Annotated in this window: 21 protein-coding genes; 2 read left to right on the top strand and 19 right to left on the bottom strand. The window is 62.3% G+C overall.

The window, feature by feature from the left end; genetic code table 11:
• Window positions 1-28: 28 nt before the first annotated feature.
• The 12 genes from DW211_RS05955 to tmk form a co-directional block, all read right to left on the bottom strand.
• Window positions 29-1,114 (bottom strand): isocitrate/isopropylmalate dehydrogenase family protein, encoded by a 1,086-nt coding sequence (locus tag DW211_RS05955; protein WP_117637059.1) that lies wholly within the window; start codon window positions 1,112-1,114, stop codon window positions 29-31.
• A gap of 6 nt (window positions 1,115-1,120) precedes the next feature.
• Complete coding sequence (locus DW211_RS05950) at window positions 1,121-1,819, bottom strand: HEAT repeat domain-containing protein (RefSeq protein ID WP_118259818.1); 699 nt, start codon at window positions 1,817-1,819, stop codon at window positions 1,121-1,123.
• Window positions 1,820-1,834: 15 nt separating this feature from the next.
• On the bottom strand, window positions 1,835-2,263 hold the full coding sequence (locus DW211_RS05945; protein ID WP_055310425.1) for a hypothetical protein: 429 nt from the start codon (window positions 2,261-2,263) through the stop codon (window positions 1,835-1,837).
• Between the two features lie 5 nt (window positions 2,264-2,268).
• Window positions 2,269-3,348, bottom strand: coding sequence for an NAD(P)-dependent oxidoreductase (locus tag DW211_RS05940; protein ID WP_118259816.1), 1,080 nt, complete (start codon window positions 3,346-3,348; stop codon window positions 2,269-2,271).
• 98 nt (window positions 3,349-3,446) lie between these two features.
• Window positions 3,447-4,400, bottom strand: coding sequence for a DegV family protein (locus DW211_RS05935; protein ID WP_118259815.1), 954 nt, complete (start codon window positions 4,398-4,400; stop codon window positions 3,447-3,449).
• An 80-nt stretch (window positions 4,401-4,480) separates the two neighbouring features.
• Window positions 4,481-5,065 carry a ribosome hibernation-promoting factor, HPF/YfiA family gene (gene hpf / locus DW211_RS05930; protein ID WP_117790550.1) on the bottom strand — a complete coding sequence of 195 codons (585 nt, stop codon included), beginning with the start codon at window positions 5,063-5,065 and terminating at the stop codon, window positions 4,481-4,483.
• Window positions 5,066-5,382: 317 nt separating this feature from the next.
• Entirely contained in the window at window positions 5,383-6,390 is a 1,008-nt protein-coding gene (locus DW211_RS05925) for an ABC transporter substrate-binding protein (RefSeq protein WP_158568500.1), read from the bottom strand.
• 750 nt (window positions 6,391-7,140) lie between these two features.
• Entirely contained in the window at window positions 7,141-8,250 is a 1,110-nt protein-coding gene (locus tag DW211_RS05920) for a hypothetical protein (RefSeq protein WP_118259812.1), read from the bottom strand.
• Window positions 8,251-8,260: 10 nt separating this feature from the next.
• Window positions 8,261-9,067 carry a ComF family protein gene (locus DW211_RS05915; protein ID WP_233540961.1) on the bottom strand — a complete coding sequence of 269 codons (807 nt, stop codon included), beginning with the start codon at window positions 9,065-9,067 and terminating at the stop codon, window positions 8,261-8,263.
• A gap of 102 nt (window positions 9,068-9,169) precedes the next feature.
• Window positions 9,170-10,870: a regulatory iron-sulfur-containing complex subunit RicT gene (locus DW211_RS05910; protein ID WP_118259810.1), complete on the bottom strand. Its 1,701-nt coding sequence runs from the start codon at window positions 10,868-10,870 to the stop codon at window positions 9,170-9,172.
• Window positions 10,861-11,988, bottom strand: coding sequence for an ATP-binding protein (locus tag DW211_RS05905; protein ID WP_118259808.1), 1,128 nt, complete (start codon window positions 11,986-11,988; stop codon window positions 10,861-10,863). The genes DW211_RS05910 and DW211_RS05905 overlap by 10 nt, the downstream gene beginning before the upstream one ends.
• 1 nt (window position 11,989) lies before the next feature.
• Complete coding sequence (tmk, locus tag DW211_RS05900; RefSeq protein ID WP_118259806.1) at window positions 11,990-12,673, bottom strand: dTMP kinase; 684 nt, start codon at window positions 12,671-12,673, stop codon at window positions 11,990-11,992.
• A gap of 240 nt (window positions 12,674-12,913) precedes the next feature.
• Between tmk and DW211_RS05895 the strand changes: the two genes are divergently transcribed.
• The gene (locus tag DW211_RS05895) at window positions 12,914-13,897 is read left to right on the top strand and encodes a zinc-ribbon domain-containing protein (protein WP_118259804.1); all 984 of its coding nucleotides are present in this window, start codon (window positions 12,914-12,916) and stop codon (window positions 13,895-13,897) included.
• 143 nt (window positions 13,898-14,040) lie between these two features.
• Here the strand turns inward: DW211_RS05895 and DW211_RS05890 are convergent, their stop codons facing one another.
• The 7 genes from DW211_RS05890 to DW211_RS05860 form a co-directional block, all read right to left on the bottom strand.
• Complete coding sequence (locus tag DW211_RS05890) at window positions 14,041-16,635, bottom strand: DNA topoisomerase I (protein ID WP_118259802.1); 2,595 nt, start codon at window positions 16,633-16,635, stop codon at window positions 14,041-14,043.
• A 54-nt stretch (window positions 16,636-16,689) separates the two neighbouring features.
• The gene (hypB, locus tag DW211_RS05885; protein ID WP_118259800.1) at window positions 16,690-17,373 is read right to left on the bottom strand and encodes a hydrogenase nickel incorporation protein HypB; all 684 of its coding nucleotides are present in this window, start codon (window positions 17,371-17,373) and stop codon (window positions 16,690-16,692) included.
• A 55-nt stretch (window positions 17,374-17,428) separates the two neighbouring features.
• The gene (gene hypA / locus DW211_RS05880) at window positions 17,429-17,785 is read right to left on the bottom strand and encodes a hydrogenase maturation nickel metallochaperone HypA (protein WP_022093859.1); all 357 of its coding nucleotides are present in this window, start codon (window positions 17,783-17,785) and stop codon (window positions 17,429-17,431) included.
• 6 nt (window positions 17,786-17,791) lie between these two features.
• The gene (gene tatC, locus DW211_RS05875; protein WP_055285525.1) at window positions 17,792-18,583 is read right to left on the bottom strand and encodes a twin-arginine translocase subunit TatC; all 792 of its coding nucleotides are present in this window, start codon (window positions 18,581-18,583) and stop codon (window positions 17,792-17,794) included.
• Window positions 18,583-19,167, bottom strand: coding sequence for a twin-arginine translocase TatA/TatE family subunit (locus DW211_RS05870; protein ID WP_158568499.1), 585 nt, complete (start codon window positions 19,165-19,167; stop codon window positions 18,583-18,585). Before DW211_RS05870 ends, tatC begins: the two co-directional genes overlap by 1 nt.
• 152 nt (window positions 19,168-19,319) lie before the next feature.
• A complete protein-coding gene (locus DW211_RS05865; protein WP_035137695.1) occupies window positions 19,320-19,634 on the bottom strand; it encodes an STAS domain-containing protein in 315 nt (104 codons plus the stop codon).
• Between the two features lie 66 nt (window positions 19,635-19,700).
• A complete protein-coding gene (locus tag DW211_RS05860; protein WP_118259796.1) occupies window positions 19,701-21,005 on the bottom strand; it encodes an aminotransferase class I/II-fold pyridoxal phosphate-dependent enzyme in 1,305 nt (434 codons plus the stop codon).
• 150 nt (window positions 21,006-21,155) lie between these two features.
• Between DW211_RS05860 and DW211_RS05855 the strand changes: the two genes are divergently transcribed.
• Window positions 21,156-21,410 carry a hypothetical protein gene (locus DW211_RS05855; RefSeq protein WP_022093864.1) on the top strand — a complete coding sequence of 85 codons (255 nt, stop codon included), beginning with the start codon at window positions 21,156-21,158 and terminating at the stop codon, window positions 21,408-21,410.
• The last annotated feature ends 423 nt before the right edge of the window (window positions 21,411-21,833 follow it).

Genomic DNA, 21,833 nt, shown 5'->3' with positions numbered 1-21,833 from the left:
CTATTTAGGCGTTTGCAGCGTGCATGCCTTAGGCCAGGTGCGCGATAACGGCATCGGCAAAGGCCTGCGTGCCCACAGCGCCCTCAACGGAGCCGGTCTGGGCACGACGCACGTCACCGGTAACCTGCTCGCCCTCGTCGAGCGTGGCAGATACGGCGGCACGAATGCGATTGGCAGCATCGTTCTCGCCCAAGTGGTCGAGCATCATCGCAGCAGAAAGGATCTCGGCCGTGGGGTTGGCGATATCCTGGCCCGCGATATCGGGCGCGGAGCCGTGCGTTGCCTCGAAGATGGCGCAGTCGGCACCGATGTTGGAGCCGGGGGCCATGCCCAGACCACCCACCAGGCCGGCGCACAGGTCGCTCACGATGTCGCCGTACAGGTTGGGCAGCACCAGAACATCGAAGTCGTTGGGGTTCTGGACCAGGCCCATGCAGGTGGCGTCGACGATCTTGTCGTTGAACTCGATATCGGGATAGCCCGCGGCCACCTCGCGCGCAACGCGCAGGAACAGGCCGTCGGTCGCCTTCATGATATTGGCCTTGTGCACGGCCGTCACCTTTTTGCGGCCGCAGCGGCGGGCATACTCAAAGGCGTACTCCACAATACGGCGGCTCTTGGCGATAGAGATGGGCTTGATCGAGATGGCGGAATCGGCGGCGAATGTCTTTTGGCCCGAACGCTCGACAAGCTGCGAGAGCTCCTCGACCTCGGCTGCGCCCTCGTCGAACTCGATGCCGGCATAGAGGTCCTCGGTGTTCTCGCGCACGATGACCAGGTCGACGTCGCGGAAACGCGAGCCGTCGCCCGGCTGCGACAGACAGGGACGCACGCAGGCATACAGGTCAAAGTGCTTGCGCAGGGCCACGTTAACGCTGCGGAAACCCGTGCCGACCGGCGTGGTGATGGGGCCCTTGATGGCAACCTTAGTCTCGGCGACCGCGTCGAGCACGTGCTGGGGCAGCGGCGTGCCAAACTCGTCCATGACGCCGGCGCCGGCCTCCTGGACGTTCCAATTGATCTGGACACCGGTGGCCTCGACCACGCGGCGCATGGCCTGCGTAATCTCGGGACCGATGCCGTCACCGGGAATCAGGACTACATCGTGCGCCATAATCTGTTACTCCTCGTCTTCGGCGTCGTCAGATTTTTTAACGCTAGCACGCTTCTTCTTTTTGGAGAGATCCAGGCCAAAACGTTTAACAAGCATTTCGCAAATCTCGCTCGAACGGGCCTTGAGATAGCTGCCCTTACCGTTCTCGGCATCGAACTTAAGGCGCAGCGCGAGCTTCTCGGCAACCTCGGCGTCGATCTCGCCCTGGCAAAACTCGTACAGGCAACCGAGCATGTCGCGATACTCGAGGTCGCCGTGGTAGCACTGGATGGCCTCGTCCAGGATCGGCCAAGCCTCGCGCGAACGCTCGACGCCCGTGGCTCCCCACACGCACAGCAGGCGGAAGGCGGCGTAGCGCAGCGTGGAGGAAATCTCGTCGAACAGCGCGGTCTCGGCGCCCTCAAAGGCATCGCCCAGCTGTTCGGGGCAGGTGGTGGCGAGCGCCGTCAGGGCATCGAGGGCCTCCCAGCGGGTCTGCGCCTCGGGGCGGTCGAGTGCCTCGATCAGCGCGGGCACGCAGGGCACGACGCGCTGGGGATCGCGCTCGGCAAGCAGATGCAGCACGCGGGCGGCAAACTGGCGGATGCGGCGCGTGGGACAGCCGAGCTCTTGGACCAGGCGGTCGACGGCGTTCTCGTTCTCCTCTGCCAGCTGAAGCTGTGCCAGCTCCTCGTCGGTGAGCTGTTCTTCCTTATTTTCTGCCATAGTTACCTCTTCTTACTATTTCTTAGCGTGCTTGCCAGCACCCTTGCTGTCATCGGTGACCGAGATGAGCTGTCGGTCGGCCGCACCATTGCGACGCGCACGGCGGCGTTCCTCGGCGTCGCCCGCATCGGCGGCGGCGCGATGGGCCTTGTTGACGTTAAAAACCTCGTCGTGCTTGCGCCACGGGCCGACGGACTCGCCAAAGCTCATCTTAAGACCGGCGATAAAGCCGCCGAGCCAGCCGATCGGCGCAAACTGCACCAGCGGGAACAGCGAGAACACCCAGGTCAGCAGGACGACTGCCGCCGCTCCTGCAAAGTTGGCGATCCAGTAGTCGCGCTTGGTGATGACGCGCTTTTCGCACGCCCACTGGCCGCACAAAAAGCCGATGTAGATCGCAAAGAGAAAGAGCACCAGCGCAAGCACCACGAACGTCCAGCTCATGGGCGCTACTCCTCGTGATGGTGGCCGCAGCAGCACTCGTGGCCGTCATCATGGCCGTGGCCGCCGCAGCACTCGTGGTCCTCGCCGTGATGGTGGCCGCAACCGCACTCATGCTCGTCGCCGTGCTCGCCGCAACCGCAGCCGTCCTCGTGGGCACCGTGCTCCTCGGGGCGATACTGCGACCAGTCCAGACCGGCGGCGATGGCGTCGGCCTCCTCCTTGTAGAGGACCGTGATGGCCTGGGTACCCAGCTTGGCACCACCGATGGCGTCGAGCATGTCGTAGAGCGTAAAGGCCACGTCGGCGCCGGGCAGCGCGAGCTCGCGGTCATCGGCGTAGGCGAGCGCCAGACGCAGGTCCTTAATGAAGTGCTCGACCATAAAGCCGGGCTTGTAGTCGCCGTCGAGCGCCTTGGGGGCCAGGCTCTCCATGGCGCCGGACTTGCCGGTGCCGCCCAGGATCATCTGGCGGGTCTTCTCCAGGTCAAGGCCGCTCAGCTCGGCAAACGCCAGCGCATCGGCCATACCGACCATGCAGGCGCCCAGCGACACCTGGTTGGCGAGCTTGGCAGCCTGGCCCTTGCCGGCGCCATCGAAGCAGCAGATATTTGCCGCAAAGGTGGCAAGGATGTCGCGGACCGGCGCGATGTCGTTCTCGGTGGCGCCCACGATAGCCGTGAGCGTGCCGGCGATAGCGCCCGACTCGCCGCCGGTGACGGGGCAGTCAAACGCCATGCGGCCGGAAACCTGGGCGGCCTCGGCAATGTCACGCGCCAGCTCGGGGGAGCTCGTGGTGAGGTCGATCAGCACCGCGCCGGGCTTGGTGCACGCGAGCAGGCCGTCGCCCGCCAGGTAGAGCTCCTCGACCTCGGAGGGATAGCCCACCATGGTAAAGACGACATCGGCGTTCGCCGCGGCATCGGCCGGCGTATCGGCCCAGACGGCGCCGCGCTCAACGAGCGCTGCGGCCTTGGACTTGGTGCGGTTGTTGACCGTGACGGGATAGCCGGCGTCCAGGATGTGGCCGGCGATGGGGGCACCCATGATTCCGGTGCCGATAAATGCGACGGAGAGCTTGTTTGCCATGAAACCTTTCCTTTTGGGTTGGGTGTTGTTACCAGGTTGAATACTCGGTGCCAGCGTTTGGGCTGTGAGTTGGGATCGATTACGGCCGCGTTACTTGCCTACTGACCGCGCACGCGGCGGGCGATGCGGTCGGAAAGCGACGCCTTGTCGGCGCGGTTCTTGCCCCAAAACGCGCAGGCCACCATGCCGGGGCCCACGTGCGAGCCGATGGTGGGACCCACGGAGCTGCGAATGATCGTGACGTCGGCGCAGCCCTCCTCCTTGCGGATGGCGGCTTCGAGCCAGTCGCCGTCCTTTTCGGCATCGGCCGTCATAATGGCGATAGGCATGGTGCGATCGGGCACATAGTTCTCGCGGAACGACTTGAGAATGGACTTGAGCGCCTTCTTGCGACCGCGGTTGACGCCGATCAGCGACAGCGAGCCGGCCAGGTCGTAGGACAGCTCGGGTTTGACGTCGAGCTTTGCCGTGAGCTGTGCCGCCGCGGGCGGAATGCGGCCGCCGGCAGCCAGCGCGTCAAAGCTCTCGAGCGTAAAGTAACCGTGGACATAGGTCTTGGCCTCGTTTGCCCAGTCGACCAGCTGCTTGGCGGTCAGTCCCGCCGAACGCTGGCGCACGGCCTCAAGCGCCAAAAGCTCGCCGGTCGCACAGGGCAGAGCGTTGTCGACCACGTACAGCTCAAAGTTGGGATACTCGGCGCGCACGGCGTCCGCCGCCTGGCACGCGGAGTTGTAGCTCGACGACAGCGCCGAGGTAAAGCACAGGTAGACCGTGGGCGTACCCTCTTTGGCGCACTCGGTAAAGAACTCGATATAGCGACCGAGCGACACAGCCGAGGTGGACACGCGGGCACCGGCGCGCATGCGGTCGTAGAACTCCTTGGGCGTGATGCTCGACCAGATGTCGTCCGTACGCTCCTCGCCATCGATAATGAAGGGGAAACCCAGGATATCGACATCGAGGTTCGCGGCGACCTCGGGGCTAAAGTCGCAGCAGGTATCGACGACGATGCGGCAGCGGTCAGAATGGCCGGTAGATGCAGCCTTGTCCATCAAAGCGACTCCTTACGTAAAAAAGGCGGCCATCCGCATGGGATGACCGCCGGCCGTTAACTCATGCAAGTTAACGTATTTTACTCGTCAAGTGTTTCGATGCGGGGCTTGATGATGCCATATCCACCATTCTTACGGTGATACACCACATTGATGAGGCCAGTCGTCGCGTTCTCGAACACGTAGAAGTCATGGCCGAGCAGATCGGTCTGCACCAGCGCCTGCTCCTCAGTCATCGGGGTGACATCGATGACCTTCTCGCGGACGAGCAGGTCGTCCTCCTCCTCGGGCAGCAGCAGGTCGGCCAGATCGTCAACGCGCTCGACCGGCGCAACATCCGCGGCGCTGGCACCGCCCTGGCGGTTGTCCACGACCTTGGTCTTGAACTTGCGCAGCTGGCGGGTGACCTTATCGGCGGAGAGGTCGATGGCAGCGTACATATCTGCACCGTGCTCGGCAACGCGAATCACCGAACCGCGGGCACGAACCGTAACCTCGACGATTGCCGGGTTGGGGTTCGAGGGGTTCTTCTCATAGCGAAGCACGACGTCGACTGTCATGGGCTCGATATCGAAAACCTTGAGCGCCTCGCCGATCTTCTCGTCCACATGCGCACGCAGAGCATCGGTTACCGTCGTCTTGCGTCCAGAAACCTTGATATCCATACGTGGCTCCAATCTGCCTCGGGGACTTACTGTACTGGCTATGTACCCATTGCCGTGCATTTAATCACGCGGATTCCTAAAGACCCGAATAACGATTGCTTGATACCGCATACCGAAGTCTCGCACTTTTCCGTGGCAAAGTGCGCTATAGGAGGGAGCCGGCGGCTTTGGTTTTGCACCTAAAAAATGTCTTTGACCTGCTGGTTTTATGGGAACGAAAAAGCCGGGCTCCCCTGTTGGGAGAGCCCGGCAATGCGTGTTGAAACCGTGAAGAGGCGCCTCTCCTAGCGCATAGGAGATGCCACCCCTAGCAATAACTAGCTATTGAGTTTGTTAATGTCGTCGTCGGTGATGGTGTCTTCCTGGCTGGACGATTTGTCTTCGGAGGATGCGGTCTCATTGTTGGAATCGGAGGACTCGCTGCCGGAGGATGTGGTCTCGCTGGACTCAGAGTCGCCCGGCTGCACGTTAGCGCCCGAAACCGTCTTAGTGGTGAGGTCGTAGGGCATCCTGCCATACCAGACAGAGTGGACCGCCTCGAGCGTGCCGTCGGCCGTAATACCGTCGAGGGCATCGCTCACGGCACGGCACAGTTCGTCATTGGACGAGAGGCCCGCAACACCAAGCGTCGAGGGCGCCTCGAGCGAACCGGCATAGGAGACCTCGCTCATCAGGCGTGCAAGGTAGCCGCCGGCCGTGGAGTCGCAGATTACATAGTCGACCTCGCCGGACTCGAGTGCCTCAAAGCACTCGTTGATGTTGGAGTAGGTCTTTTGGTTGGCGGTGATGCTCTGCTTAGCAAGCGCCTCCTGCGAGGCCGAGGACATCTGGACACCTAGAGTAGACGTGTTAAGGGTATCGGTGGAAACGCTTAGCGACCCACCATCACTGGTTTTACCGAACACGGAAGCGGCATCGTACAGGCAGGTGCCGAGCGAGCTAACGTCCCCGTCCGTGGAGTTGATCTCGCCGATAAAGATATCAGCCTTTTTGTCGCCGAGCGCGGAACCTGCCGAGGACGCATCGACAAAGGCGACCTTAAGGCCCATACGGCTTGCGAGGGCGCGGGCAGCGTCGACTGCATACCCCGTGAGCTCGCCGTCAGCGCCCTGCATGGCCTGCGGCGCATCGGAGGTATCGAGGGCAACCGTCAGGGTACCGGGGGTGACCAGGGCATCATCCGACACCGCGGGCGTGACGGTCTCGTACTCGATCTGGTCGATCGTGGGAGTCGTGAACGTAGACAGCGGGTTGAACGCGCATCCGCTCAGGCCCAAAACGGCGATGACCGCTGCGGTCCCAGCACCTAACCGAGCCGCGTGCATCAAGCTGCCCCTCACCATGTCCACTACCCTGCCTTCTGTGTCGTATACGATCCGTGCGTTGCACGAAATATCAGATTGTTCCCACCAGCTGACCTGGTATTTGACCCCACACTTGCGCACCGGGGTGTTTGCTCGGGAGGCCGCAGCCACCTTCACGACTGGCCCGCTCGCCCGCGAGGCGGTATTGCCCCAAAGAAAGTAGAACGGACGGTGCGGCTTACATCTAGGACGCGCCATGATCGCGCCGCGCGCACGCGGTCGCTTACGTGGATCCCTTTGACCGCGTCTGTCTTGGACTAGGACGGGCATTTCGTCCGTCCGCAACCACAGCCTGGTAGGAACGTAGCGCATTATAGCTAAGTTCAAGCTAAAGTTTAAGGTTAGGGGCGTCATTCGCATCGCGAGTACAGATTTCGCAGGTCGGAGTGGGCTATTCGTGCCCCTGTGAAGCCCGGAGCTCCCCTATGGGGAGCTCCGGGGCACCCTTCCTAGGGTGCTGTGGCCAAAAAATGGCAAATATGAGTACTGTCACCAATTTAGTAACAGGCATTTTTGGCCTCTCGGACAGATTATGCGCTCAGTGTCGCCAACCTGATGCTTAGTTATTCTACATTTGTTTATTATCTTCTTACTTTATGACGCCTCCGAGTCCTATATTCCTTGATTTTGCTGTTACTGATTTAGTGACAGTACTCATATTTGCCATATTTTGGCCAGGGCATATGATTAACCCCCTATTTTCGACGTGAATTAGACCGGCTTAAGCCCAAAACACGCCCGCAGCGCGTTAAGCAACGCCTCTTGCTTCTTCCTGCGGGCATCGACACGATTCCGGTACCGCTTTCGCATGCGCTGGTGGATGCGCCATGCGAGCACTTCCATCGCTTCCATGTCACAGAGCATTTCGTTGTTGACCGTCGCGACCTCGATTCCCATAGTAATCAAGCCCGTGTTGCGTTTTTCATCATGGATACGTCCCCTCCGGGAGGAATGGCCCAGCTCACCGTTGTATTCCAGGTCAAACCGGGCTGTCTCTTGATACGCATCGCAAACTGCATGAGGCATCCCCGAGATTGCCTGCGCACGGTCATCGAACTCGATCTTGTAGTCGGACTTAAAGGGACCGCAGGCAAACCCGCCATAGGAAAACGGAAGCGAAAACAGAGCGAGCATGATGCACTCCATGGGCGAGAGCAGGTTTTCTGACAGGTAGGGAAACAGACGCAGCAGTTGTTTGGCCACATTCCCCTTGCATGTCGCAAGGTAATCTGCCAGGCGATCGGGCGTCAGCACCGGTTCGACTTCAAAGTAGCCCACGTCTGCTGGCTGGTCCTTGTCCTTTGCAAGCCTATTCGCAACAGGCGAGGTGTAGGGAGGCAGATACTTCCCGCGATCGCTCAGTGAAATCTTGGAACACAGTTCCTGGGCCAGGGCAAATGCCTGGATACAGCCGACCTCGCGGGCAACGGCAACACAAAGGGCCTCGGGAGATAGACTGTACACCCCCGGTTCCACCTCTAGAATCGAGCCGGCAGGCAACCCGGAACACACGGACCAGCCCACGCCAGGCATGCGGCGGCGCTGCGCCGCAGATCCCACCAGCAAGCACAGATCTTCTTGCACCTCGCCGCTTTTGGCTCCAATTCGCACCAAGTCGGGAAGATAGATATCCTCGATCGAGGGCGGCGACATGCGCAGCACACGGCGCTCTTCATCGGGATTAAGGTCCTTCCAGCTGATATAGCCCATCTGCCGGCGCTCGGCGCGCATCATGCGCAGCGCTGAAGCGCCTGTTAGGATTACGGAAGCCGCTAGCTGTTCGCCTGTCGGCTCGTTGCGCCGCTCAATCTTCACTGCCACAAAACCACCCCTACCAAACACGTGCGATAGCAAGGCCATCGACTGCCGCAGCGCCGGCACGCTTGAGCTCCGCCGAGGCTGCTGCCATGGTCGCGCCCGTGGTGATAACGTCATCGATAAGCAGTAGGCGGCGGCCGTGCACGTCCTCAACCGTCTCGTACATGCCTTGGGCACGCTCGCGACGCTCCTCACGACCGAGTTCGCGCTGGTCGCCATGCCCGTACTTGACGAGAGCATCGAGCAGAGGAACACCCGACAGCTCGCAAAATGGGCGCGCAATGGCCTCCATATGATCAAAGCCACGCCGCCGAAATGCTGCCGCCGTCGCAGGCACAAACACCACCGCATCCGCACCGGACAGCACGCCTCCTAAGCGTTCGGGCGCTACGACCTGGGCATGCAGGGCGGTGTCGTAAAGCAGCTCCGCCAGATACGGAGCCAGACGTCGCTCGCCCGCGTCCTTGTACGCTTTAATGATGCGCGGCAGCGGATGCGCATAGACGGAGCACGCCAGGCAGCGGTCGAGCGCCTCCGCCATTGCCGAGGACGTGCCCTCGACCGAACACTCAGTGCACAGCAAATCCCCAAACGGGGCGCCGCATCGGGTACAGCTATGACGTGGGTCGATGAGCGTGAGCGCGGCCAGGCAGTCTTGGCAAATAAGCGCACCGGCGCGCTCGCAGCCGGCACATCGTGTTGGCGACAATGCCTCGAGCGTCTCGCGTGCCACCCGCTCGGCAAACGGTAGCAATTCGTCCGCAAACGGTAGGGTGCCGGCACCCTGCAGACGGCTCAATTTGTTCAGATGGCTCTTCAAGACACAACCCTCCCTACGTTCGGTCGCAGGGAGGGTTGTTGATTCAGCGCTATGATACCCCGATGCGCTCGGGGTAAGGCGAGCTAAATCCGCTCGCGGGCGTTATTCGCCGGCGGGCGGTTGTGGTGCGGCCGCAGACGGGGTCGAGCCCTCGCCACCATCCTGGCGCGGCTTGCGGGAACGGCGACGACGACGGCGCTTTTGACCCTGGTCGGCCGAGCCCTCGCCACCGCGATCCTCGCGCGGCTCGCGCTCGTCGCGAGCGGCGCCACGCGAAGCCTTGGCAGCCGCTCCCCCGCCATCTCCGGGACGACGGCGCGTGACCTTGACCTCACCATCCGAGACCTGATCGGCAACGGAGGGCACTGAGGGCTTCTGTTGCGTGCCCGAGGAATGGCGACGGCGCGGACGCGGCGCGCGCTCATCCTCGCCACGTGACTTGCCGCCCTTGTCGGCAGGCACATCGGAGGCCGAGGGACCCTTGGAAGCGGCACCGGTCTCGCGAGCAGCTGCGGCGCGGAAGGCATCCTCGCGCTCCTCGCTCGACAGGTGACGGCGGCGACGACGCGTGGGGTTCATACCACCGCCGCGATTCTGCTGCTGGGGCTGCTGAACCTCGCGCTCGCGGGAGGCGTTCTTGCCTGCAGCTGCAGCCTCGCCGACATCGCCCGAGCCCGCGCGCTTGCGACGACGACGGCCACCGGCGGCCTCCTCGGCCTCAGGCGTTGCGGCATTGCCACGGCCCTTTCCGCGGCCACGGCCCTCGCCCTGCCCCTGACCGGCGCGAGCATCGGAATCGGCATCGCGACGACGGCGCTTGGGCATCGACGTACCGGCCAGACGGTCGGCGCTCGACAGGCCATCGCCCACGTCGACGCCGTTCTCGCGGTCGAGCTCCATGAGCGCCAGGCGCATCTCGGGCGACTCGATGCGCTCGAGCACGTCGCGCGTCACGCAGTCGGGGCGGCAGTTGCAGCCCTGCTCGGCGGCCTTCTTTTTGCAGCCCTCCGAGCAGGTCATATCGGCCAGGTTGACCTTAAAGACCTTGCCGTTCTCCAGGCGCAGCACCAGCTGCTCACGCGGCGTGTCATATTCCTGAATACGCGCCTTGCCGAGCGGCGTATCGATGAGCGTCTTCTTTTTGGGCGCACGGCTCTTAAAGTCCTTGTACGCTTCGAACTCATAGCGCAGGCAGCACATCAGGCGGCCGCAAACGCCGCTGATCTTGGAGGAATTGAGCGGCAGGTCCTGCTCTTTTGCCATGCGGATCGAGACGGGCTCAAACTGTCCGCCAAAGCGCGTGCAACAGAGCTCCTGGCCGCACTGGGCATAGCCGCCCACCAGGCGAGTCTCGTCGCGCACGCCGATCTGGCGCATGTCGACGCGAATGTGCAGCGTCGAGGACAGATCCTTGACGAGCTGGCGAAAATCGACGCGCTCCTCGGCCGCAAAGTAGAACACGGCCTTCTCGCCGCCAAACAGGTACTCGACGCCGACCGGCTTCATCTCGAGGTCGAGTTCTTTGACCAGACGGCGGAAATCGACCATGGCCTCGTCGCCCTGGATGGCAAGGTCGTCGGCAAGCTGCAGGTCAATGTCGCTCGCCACGCGCAGCACGGGCTTGAGCGGCTGACCGATCTCGTCTTGCGGCACCTCGAAGGGATCGGCCGTAACCAAGCCGATCTCGGTTCCGCGCTCGGTGGAGCAAATGGCATAATCGGCCTCGAGGATATCCAGGTCCTGCGGGTCAAACCACAGGTCGCGCGAGGCGTAGGTAAACTTAACGGGTACGACTAACGGCATTTCAGTGCCTTCCTGATATCGAACAGCATGACCTCGATGGCCAGCTGGGGAGTAACGTTTCTGGCGATGTTGCGCTCGGCGGTCGCGACCGCCTCGAGCGCCTGGGTGGCACCCGCAACATTGGTCGCGGCGGCAAGCCGACCGATCGTGTCGCGCACATCCTCGTTCACCACGTCGGCTGCCTCGTCCTGAAGTGTCAGCAGCACGTCGCGCATGAGCGTCCGCGCGCTCGCCAGCGCTTCCATGATACCCGAACGCTCGCGCGCGTTGAGTTCGCGCTTGTTGCGGTCCTCAAGCTGCTTCAATGCTCCACGCGACAGGTAGTCGGCGTTTTGCTCGAGTACCTTTTCCTGCGTGGACTTGACCTCGGCGAGCGGCGCCTTAACGGCGACGATGAGCGACTTGGCGCGACTGAGCACGTCGGCCTCGTCGGCGGCAATGAGTGAGTCGATGGCACGGACCATCTGACGGCGGGCGTCTTGGCGCTCGGCGCTCTTAAGAAACTCGATGCCGCGTGTGGGGCTTCCCGCCACGGCGACCGCCATGCGGCAACGCGCAGGGTCCTGACCGGTGGCGCGGCTCACGGCCTGCGCGGCGACGGCGGGCGATACCAGCCGAAACGGCACGCACTGGCAACGACTCACGATAGTGGGCAGCATCACGTCGGCCGAGGTACCCAACAGGATGAACATGACGCCCTCGGGCGGCTCCTCGAGCGTTTTGAGCAGCGCGTTGGCGGTATTGGCGCGCAGCTGCTCGGCACGGTCGATGATGTAGACCTTTGCCTTGGCGCGGATGGGCGCCAGCGGCACGTCATCGAGCAGCTCGCGGGTCTGGGCAATGAGGTAACCCGTGGCGCTCTCGGGCGTGTAATAGTGCACGTCGGGGTGCGTATGGCGGGCGACGCGCACGCAGCTGTCGCATGCGCCGCAGCCGTCCTGCTCGCACAGGAAGGCTTGGGCGAGCGCCCACGCGGCGTCGAGCTTGCCGGCGCCGGGAGCGCCCAAAAACAGGTAGGCGTGCGATGCGCGGCCGCTAGCAACGGCGTTGGTCAAAAAATCGCGCACGCGCTGTTGGGTGTCGAGCTTGGCCAGCAGGCTTGTCTGAGCGGGGGCCATGTTACTCGGCCTCCTTGGCAAGCGCGGCGGCGACGGCATCTTGCGGAATGTCGAGACCGTACGCGCGAACCTGTTCGACCGTCTTCTCGAAGACTTCCTCGATGGTCGCGGTGGCGTCGATGAGCTTTACGCGGGCGGGTTCCTCGGCAGCAATTGCGCAAAAGCCCTGGTAGACACGCTCCTGGAATGCCATGCCTTTTGCCTCCATGCGATCTGCCGCGCCACGGGCGGCCATGCGCAACGCCGCCTGCTCGGGCGTGATGTGGTAGACGAGTGTGAGCGCCGGGTGCGTACCGGCGACGGCCAGGTTGTTGGCATCGCGCACCATCTGGCGATCGAGGCCGTCGGCAAACGCCTGGTAGCAGGTTGTGGAATCGTAGAAGCGGTCACACAGTACCACCTTGCCGACAGCAAGGGCGGGTGCGATGACCTCGTGCACCAACTGGGCGCGCGCTGCCTCGTAGAGCAGCAACTCGCAGGTGTCGCCCATCGCCGTATTGGCGGGGTCGAGCAACAGAGCACGGATCTTTTCGCTGATGGCAGTGCCGCCCGGTTCGCGCAGGCTCACAACCTGGTGGCCAGCGAGCTCGAGCGCACGGGCGAGCAGGTGCGCCTGCGTGGACTTGCCGGCACCGTCGACGCCCTCGAGCGTGATAAAGCTATGTTGAGCAGGCTCAAAAGCCATGGGCGCAGCCCCTTCCTACAAGGCGCGTAAATGCGAGTTACAGCAACCAAGCCATGATACCCCAGTGCTCGGCACGTCCCCAATGGCTAAAGGCGCCTTTCCAAAGTTGCGGTGAAATAGGGACTGATTGAAGCTCTGAGACCGCCAAACAGTCCCTATTTCACCGCAACTTATGATGGGGAATTTTGGATGCTGGGTATAATCGTCGTATTGCATTGAAATGTGGCGAAAGGAGTGGCAATGTCTCGGTATTGCGCCTCGTGCGGCAAGCGTCTTGCAGATGATGCCAAGTTCTGCACCTCGTGCGGTGCACCCGTTGAGCAAACAGCCGCGAGCGATAGCCAGCCCGCTTTTGAGCAGACCGGCTCCCTTGATACGCCGCAAGCCAAGGCGGACGACTCCCTCGCCTATAGCCCCGACCCCGCCGCAAGGACCGAGACCGTCGAGACCACGCAGCGCATACCCGTCGCGAGCGGCTCGCCCCAACAGCAGCCGGTTCCCGCATACGTGCCCGCTTCGCCACAAACCCCCGCTTCCAAAAAGAGCGGCACCGGGCCGCTTATCGCCGTTATCGTTGTGCTGGTGGCGATCATCATCGCCCTGGTCATCTTCTTTGCAATCAGACCGTTCGACAACGCCGCCACGCAGACGACTGCCGAGGTAGCTAAGCTGCACCATGACGTCGACGACGATGGCCTAAAGCCTCTCGGCGATCCCAATAGCCTTTACGACGATGACGATGATGACGACGAGGATGGCGGCGAAGCAACGCTCTCTGAGCAGAACCTCTACCGCCGACTGAGCGAATACTACGACCTGCTCGAAGATCTCGACAGCCAGGTCCGTGGCTGCGCGCAGAACTTCAACGGCAACTATCTGGAAGAGGATCGAACCACCCGTCAAAATCTCGCCGACGTCGCCGAGCGCACGGAGGACACCATCGAGCAGTATTACGACATCGTCGAGGACCTGGACGTCCCGACGAGCTCCAAGAACTACAGCTCCTGGAAGGACATCATCGCCCTGTACGACGACCTGGATCACCGCATTGACGCAATCTGTGATGCCTGGGAGATCAGCCTGAAATACGCCAAGCCTGCGGACCACAAGAATGAGATCGTGGCGCCGCTGTCGCGCGACAACGTGGCGGGCACCAATGACAATAAGTACCGCCTAGACTTTGAGGAGCGCTATCCCGGCGCCAAGCCTGTCGAGGTGAACTAGCGCTTTGTCGTTCCCGAGCCGGCAGTTAGGGACGTTCCCAAACTGCCGGCAGAAAAAGAACGTCCCTAACTGCCGGTCAAAAAAACGAGCGAGGATCGCGGGGTCCTCGCTCGTTTTTTTTGGGCAATGTTTCGACTGCGCCGTTACTTGTCGGCGGCTGTTTTCTTGGCAGTCGACTTCTTCGCGGTCGTCTTCTTGGCGGCAGTGGCTTTCTTAGCCGTCGTCTTCTTGGCCGCCGTCGTCTTCTTTGCCGTGCTCGCCTTGGTTGTGGTCTTGCGACCGCGGGCGGGCTTCTTCTCCTTGGTCGGGCAGTCCATGTTGACGCAGATACGCCACGGACCGCGCGCCGTGTTGACCACCACGATGGGGGCGCCGCACTCGGGACAGGTCTCGCCCGTCGCCTCGAGCTTGCCACGCGCCGGCAGCGGATAGCTCACGCCGCAGTCATCGTAGTTGGTGCAGCGGATAAAGCGCTTGCCGCTCTTCTCGCTCTTGTGCGCGATCAGGTCGCCATGGCGTCCGGCCTCGGCACACACCTTGCACTCGCCCACTTTAAGGTCGGGCTCGTAGTTGGTGGGGCACGTCGGGTTCACGCAGATCTCGAAAGCCTTCTGGCGGAACGGCTGACACTTGATGCGCGGCGCACCGCATTCGGGGCACACGGCGGCCTCGCCCTCGAGCGGGCTCACCTTGACGCCGCTCGGGACCGGATAGGTCACGTCGCAGTCGGGCCAGCCCATGCAGCCAATGAAGCTGCCACGGGTCTTGGCGCTCGTCTTCATAACCAGGTCCTTGCCGCACTTGGGGCAGGCGCCCACGCGCGCATCAGCCGTGACGGCGTCGCTGATGGCGTCGCCGAGCTCCCGCGTATGCTTGAGCAGCTCGTCGAGCACGCCGGCCAGCAGCGCACGCGAGTGCGTCACGACATGCTCTTCGGTGTCCTCGCCGCGCTCGACGCGAGTCATGTCGCCGTCGAGCTCGCTGGTCATATCGGGGCTCGTTATGCGCGGGGCAAACTGCGTCAGCGCGTCGATGATGGCGATGCCCAGCTGGCTCGGCTCAACGGGATCGTTTTTGAGATAGCGCACGGCATACAGGCGCTCGATGATGCTCGCGCGCGTGGACTTGGTGCCCAGGCCGCGCTTTTCCATCTCCTGCACGAGCTTGCCCTGGCTGTAGCGCGCGGGCGGCTCGGTCTGCTTGGCCTCAAGCTTAATGTCGAACACGTCGACCGTGTCGCCCTGCTCCAGCGGCGGCATCTGCTCGTCGCGCTTAAGGCCGTACGGGTAGGCCTCGCGGAAGCCCGGGGTCACGAGCACGTCGCCCGAGGCCACGAACGGCTCACCGTTCATGTCGAGCTCGAGCTTAGTGTTTTCGATGGTCGCGGGACCCATAAGCGTCGCCAGGAAGCGGCGGGCAATGAGGTCGTAGAGCTTGCGCTGGCCGCCATCGAGCGTGGACGGATCGCCTTCGCCCGTGGGGTAGATGGGCGGGTGGTCGGTGGTCTCAACCTTGCCGCGCGTGGGCTTCATGGGGCCGGCGAGTACCTTTTTGCACACGGGCGCCAGCGCCGGGTTGATCTTTGCCAGGTCGCTCACCACGGCGCCCAGATCGAGCGTCGCAGGGTACACGGTGTTGTCGACACGCGGATAGCTGATGAGGCCCGCCATGTAGAGGGACTCGGCGATGCGCATGGTACGTGCAGGTGAGATGCCCTCGGCCGCGGCGGCAGCCTGCAGCGAGGTCGTCGCAAACGGGGTGGGCGGCTGCTGCTTGCGGGAGCGCTTGGTCACCGCGGCGACGGTTGCCGTCGTAGCGCCGTCGACGTGGCCGTACGCCGTCTCGGCAGCATCTTTATCGGTAAAACGTGCCGTCTTGTGCGCAATCTTAAAGCGGTCATCCTCGGCAGCACCCTGAGCGGCACCCATGCCGCGAATCTGCCAATAGTCCTCGGGCACAAACGCCATGCGCTCGCGCTCGCGCTCGACCACCAGGGCAAGCGTCGGCGTCTGCACACGACCGGCGGAACGCACGTTGCCAAAGCCGCCAAACTTGGCGAGCGTCAGATAGCGCGTGAGCACCGCGCCCCAAATGAGGTCGATGTGCTGACGGCTCTCGCCGGCATCGGCCAGGTTCTGGTCGAGCGAGACGAGGTTGTCGAAGGCCTGCGTGATCTCGGCCTTGGTAAACGAAGAATACTGGGCACGGGCGACCGGCAAATCGGGCGCAACCTCGCGCACCTTGTTGAGGGCATCCGAGCCGATCAATTCGCCCTCGCGATCGAAGTCCGTGGCGATGATGACACTGTCGGACTTCTTGGCAAGGTTCTTGAGCGAGCGGATGAGCTCTTTCTCGGCCGGTAGCTTAATGACGGGCGCCCAGGTGAGGTAAGGCAGGCTCTCGAGCTTCCAGCCCTTGATGGAAATGCCATCAGCAAGGAACGGCTTGCGCTTGGTGTCGTACGGCGGGCGGGCCAAGCCATCGGGCATATCGGCCGGCAACATCTCACCGTCCTCGGTCACCGAATACCAACCCAGCTTTTTATCGAACAGCACGCTGTCGCAAAAATCGGGCGCCAGGATGTGACCGGCAAGGCCGATGGTCACGCACTCCTCGCCCTTCCACTCAAAACGGTAGATGGCGGTGTTGTACACCTTGTCCTTTTTGGGCTTACCCGTGGACAGCCGCTCGGCGATCTGACGCGCGGCGTCGTTTTTCTCGGCGATGATGAGCTTCAAAAGAGGCTCCTATCTCGTATCTCTGCGGCTACGCCCGCCCGTATGGCGGCCGACTTACGCCCTTGCTTGCTCAATCTGCCCGATGAGCCAATCGCACCAGGCATCCATGCCCTCGCCCTTGCGCGCGCTCACGGCAAACCGCGGCGCCTGCGGATTGAGGTCATCGAGTGTCTTAGTATACCTATCCATGTCAAAATCGAAAGCCGGAGCTACGTCGACCTTGTTGAGCAGCTGCGCGCCGGCGTGTTGGAAGATGCCCGGGTACTTGATGGGCTTGTCGTCGCCCTCGGGCACCGAGAGAATCATGATGGACAGGTTCTCGCCCAGGTCAAAGTCGACTGGGCAGACCAGGTTGCCCACGTTTTCGATAAAGATGACGTCGATGTTTTGAAGGCCCACCGCCTGGTCGAACGCGTCAACGGCCTCCATGATCATGTTGCCCTCGAGGTGGCACAGACCGCCCGTGTTGATCTGGATGGCGGGCATGCCGGCTTCCTTCATGGTGATGGCGTCGACATCCGAGGCGATATCGCCCTCGATGACGGCGCAACGCAGGCCCGCCTTGTCACGCAGGCGCTCGTTGGTGCCCAGAATCGTGGTGGTCTTGCCCGAGCCAGGGCTCGACAGTACATTGATCACATAGGTGTTTGTCTCATTAAAACGCTGACGCAGCTGATCTGCCAAGCGCTCGTTGCGCGACAGGATCGGCGATGCGATATCAATCGTTTTCTCGGTCATACTTAGCGCTCCTTAATTTGGCCCCTTTATACCCCATCACCAGATGGCTAGCGGGCTAATCGTCGGGGGTTTCGATTTCGATACTGGCGATGTCGAGCTCGCGGCCGTGCAGCAGGCGCACGTTGGCGCCACCACATTGGGGGCAGCGACAATGGAAACGGTCGTGATCAAAGACCTCGCCGCAGTCCAGGCACTCGCTTTGTGGATGGACTTCCTCTACGGCAAGCTCGCAGCCGCGCGTGAGCGGGTCCTCGTCGCGAAACGTCTCCCAGGCAAAGTCGAGCGCCTCGCGCACGACCTCGGTCATATCCCCGATACGCAGCGTTACCAAAACGGCGCGCGAGGCCCCCGCCCCACGCGCCGCACGAATCACTGTATCGAGTATGCCGTTGACAATGCCAACCTCGTGCATACCGATTTACTCCTCGTCGTCCTCGTCGTCCGAGAACAGGTCCAGACGGCTCACGAACAGGCCCTCCTTGCCCTCGCGCGCGGTAATGACCACGCGGGCGATGGCAAGCGAGATTTCGTAGAGCGAGAGCAGGGCGCCATACATGAGGCCCAGCGTAACGGGCGAACCATCGGGCGTAATCACAGCCGAACCCACGAGCAGGCCTACGTACACGTAGCGCCAGGCGCTGCGGAAGGCCGCATAGGACACGATGTGAAAGACGGACAGGTAGAAGATGATAAGCGGCAGCTCAAACGCCACACCAAAGCCGATCATAAAGAGCAGCTCCATGTTGACGTAGTTCTCCAGATCGGGCAGCGCCGTGGCGACGGCCGAGGTCTCGCCGATGAGCCACTCAAAGCCTGCCGGGATGATGATGAAGTAGCAGAAGATGGCGCCCAGGAAGAACAACACCGTCGAGGCGAGCACCGTGGGCACGACCCATTTGCGCTCGTTGGGACGCAGTGCCGGCAGGAAAAATGCCAGAATCTGCCAGATGATCATGGGCGTGCACATGACCACGGCCATCTTGATGGCCAGCGAGAAGCGCAAGCCAAAGCCGCCGAGCGTGGTGGTGATGTAGAACTTACCGTCCGGCACAAACGAGCGGATGGGATCTTCCAGGATATCGAGCACCACGGGCGTGGCGAAATACAGCACGATGGCGGCGGCAAACACCGACACGACCACGATGGTCAGGCGGCGACGGAGCTCGCCCAGGTGATCGAAGAGCGGCATGCGCGCAGGTCCGATAGGCATTACTCATCGCCTCCCTTCGGGGCGTCGGCGGCAACGGCGTCGTCCTCGGCCTCGAGCTCGCGAGCGAGCTGGTCGACGACGGCCTTGCGCTTGCGGGGACGACGGGCGTAGAGGTCAGCCGTCGTGGGCTCTGCCGGCTCGGGCTCGGGCTCCGGCTCTGCAGCAGGCTCGGGCTCGACGACAGGCTTGGCGGCAGCGGCAGGCTCTGTACCCTCGGCCTCATCAACAGCGCCTTCGCCCTCAGCAGCACCCTCGCTTGCGGCCTTCTCGGCAGCAAGACGGGCGCGACGCTCGGCAAAGGTCTCCTTCTTGGCGGGCGCTGCCGTCTCGGCGGCATCCTCGTCCGCATCGGAATCGTCGTCGGTCGCAGCAGTCTTCTTGGGCTTGACCGGGGCCGACGCGGCCTCGCTCACCGGATCGATAATCTCGGACTGAACAACGGCCGTCATCTTTTCCTGCGTCTCGCGGAACTGACGGATGGCACGGCCGATCGTGCGGCCCATCTGCGGGAGCTTATCCGGGCCAAACAGCAAAAAGCCGAAGACCACGATGATCGCGAGCTCACCCTCTCCAATACCAAACACACATACCTCCAAGGCTCGATGTGAGTCGAGCCCGCACCGCGCCATTCGGCCGGAACTCGTCTATTCATTCGGTCAAGTATAGCGCCCGGACGCCAAAACGTCCGAGCGCATCACAAACATATGCCAAACGGCACGCCCTTTTGGGGCAAAGATTATGCAGCGGTGATCGAAATCTCCTGGTCGACACCCAACAGCTGAACCACGCGCATCACCGGGGGCTGCACATTGGTGCAGCTAAAGCGCTTGCCGTGGTCAACCGCGTGGTGCGCGGCGCCCACGAGCACGCCAATGCCCGTCGAATCAATGTAGCTCACCTGGGCAAAATCGAGCTCAACGGCCTCGGTGGGCTGCTCGAGTGCCAGGTCGATGGCATTGCGCAGGCTATCGGCGTTAGAGATATCGATCTCACCGGTCACCTTAATGGTGTAGAGCTCTGGCGTGGGGTTTGTGGAAATACCCAAATCCATGTATACGCTCCTTTACGTATCGAAAGTGCGGATAGTACTAGGCGCGGACTTGCGGGGCCCTACGCGTTAGGCGCGCTCGGCACGCGCAAGCTCGGCAGCGACAAGCTTAACGGCCAGCACCAGCACATCGAGCGCGGCCTCCAGGTCCTCGACCGTGGGATAGCTCGGCGCGATGCGGATGTTGGTGTCGCGCGGGTCCTTGCCATAAGGCCAGGTGGCACCGGCCGGCGTGAGCTTGACGCCCAAGTCGGCGCAGAGCGCGGCGACCTTTTGGGCCGAGCCCTCGGGACCATCGAAGCTCACAAAGTAGCCGCCGCGTGGATGCGTCCAGGTGGCGCAACCCGTGTCGCCCAGGCCCTCGGTGAGCTTGCGCTCAACGGCCTCAAAGCGCGGGCGCAGGAACTCGGCATGCTTTTTCATGTGCTTCTTGACCGCCTCGATGGTGGGAAGGAAGCGCACGTGACGCAGCTGGTTGAGCTTGTCGGCGCTAATAAGACCAGCCTTCAGGCGCTTGGAGAACTCGGCGATGACCGCGGGGCTCGCACCGATAAAGCCGATGCCGGCACCCGGGAAGGTGATCTTGGACGTCGAGGCAAAGGCCACCACGCGGTCCTCGGTGCCCGCCGCGCGGGCAAGATCGAAGATGTTGGCGAGCTCGTCGGTCTCGTCGTACAGGTCGTGCACGCAGTAGGCGTTGTCCCAGAAGATGCGGAAATCGGGCGCGGCCGTGGGCATCTCGACCAAGCGGCGCACAGTGTCCTCGCTAAAGGTGATGCCCGTGGGGTTGGAATACTTGGGCACGCACCAGATACCCTTGATGGAATCGTCGGCGGCAACCAGGCGCTCGATCTCGTCCATGTCGGGGCCGTTGTCGGTCATCGCGACGGGGACGTTCTCGATGCCCAGATCGGCGGTGATGCCAAAGTGGCGATCGTAGCCGGGAACAGGGCACAGGAACTTGACCTTCTTGCCGTCGTGCGCTGCCTCGTAAGCCTCCCAAGGGTCGCTGCCGCACGAGCCGCAACGCCAGAACATACCGGCGATATCGTGCTCGATCAGCAGGCTCGATGAGCCCAGTACGAGCGTCTGCTCGGCAGGACAACCCAGGAACTCCCCCGCCAGCTTGCGTGCCGAGGGAATGCCCTCAAAGCAGCCGTAGTTGGAGCAGTCGACGTTGCCGTCATGCAGATCGGCATCGGCATTGAGGATATCGAGCATGGGTCGAGAGATGTCCACCTGGGAGGGCGACGGCTTGCCGCGGGCCATGTCGAGCGCCAGGCCCTTGGCCTTGACCTCGGCGACCTCGGCTTTGAGCGCCTCGATGGCGGCATCGAGTTCGGTGGTTTCCATCTTCTGGTAGATCGTCTGCATGGGGTGCGACCTTTCGCGAAGCGGTACGTTGCAGTTCGTCTAAGTATAGACCGCCATCGTCGCAACGTTATGAAGCCGTGATAGATTAAGTTCATCGCAATCAATTACGAATCGCCGCGCATGCCGGCGTGGGGCGCCCAAGGAGGCACTATGGAGTACGGATCGTTTCAGGCCGAGGAATTCGGCGACTTGCAGCGCCTGGTCGACGGACTGTTTTACGACCGCCACGCCATCGACCGCCTGGATCTGATCGTACAGGCCGAAATCTTGGACCTGGCGCCCGACCTCATGGAAATCGTGAACCTTTTGCCGCCCGGCTACTACGACCGCCAGTCACTTTGCGACCAGCTCAACTCCGCCTTGGCCGCCCACGGCTGGGGCGCCGTCTACGGAACGGTGGAATAAGCCTCGAGGCCGGCGATTTGGCCCGCTTCCCGACCTTGGCGAGGCTTGTTTTAGGACTTGTGGCCAAAAAAGGGCAAATATGAGTACTGTTACCTTTTTAGTAGCAGCGATTCTTGGTCGAAATCGGTAAAACTCGACTTGAAACTTCCTAATCACCGTCAGCTAGCGCCAAATTGGAAGTCGATGGTCACTCATTAACGTACAGTTCTTATAACTTTGTTCATTATTTTCCGCACCTAAAGTGATACGCCGTTTGTGACAGTACTCACAAACGGCGTTTTTTGACCACTGGCGTGTCTGGCAGGCGGCAAGCACCGCCCGAATCCGCATTTTGAACGCGCCCGAATCGGTGGCGCGCGCAGACGTGGTGTAAGAGCGTCCTGAGGTCCGTCGCTGCAAGTCCCGATATTACTCCTTCTTGAG

Origin of the sequence: Collinsella sp. AM18-10 (genome assembly GCF_003471585.1) — a bacterium.
GTDB lineage: Bacteria > Actinomycetota > Coriobacteriia > Coriobacteriales > Coriobacteriaceae > Collinsella.
Note: the sequence above shows the minus strand (reverse complement) of the source record. Positions and strands in the feature narration are given on the sequence as shown.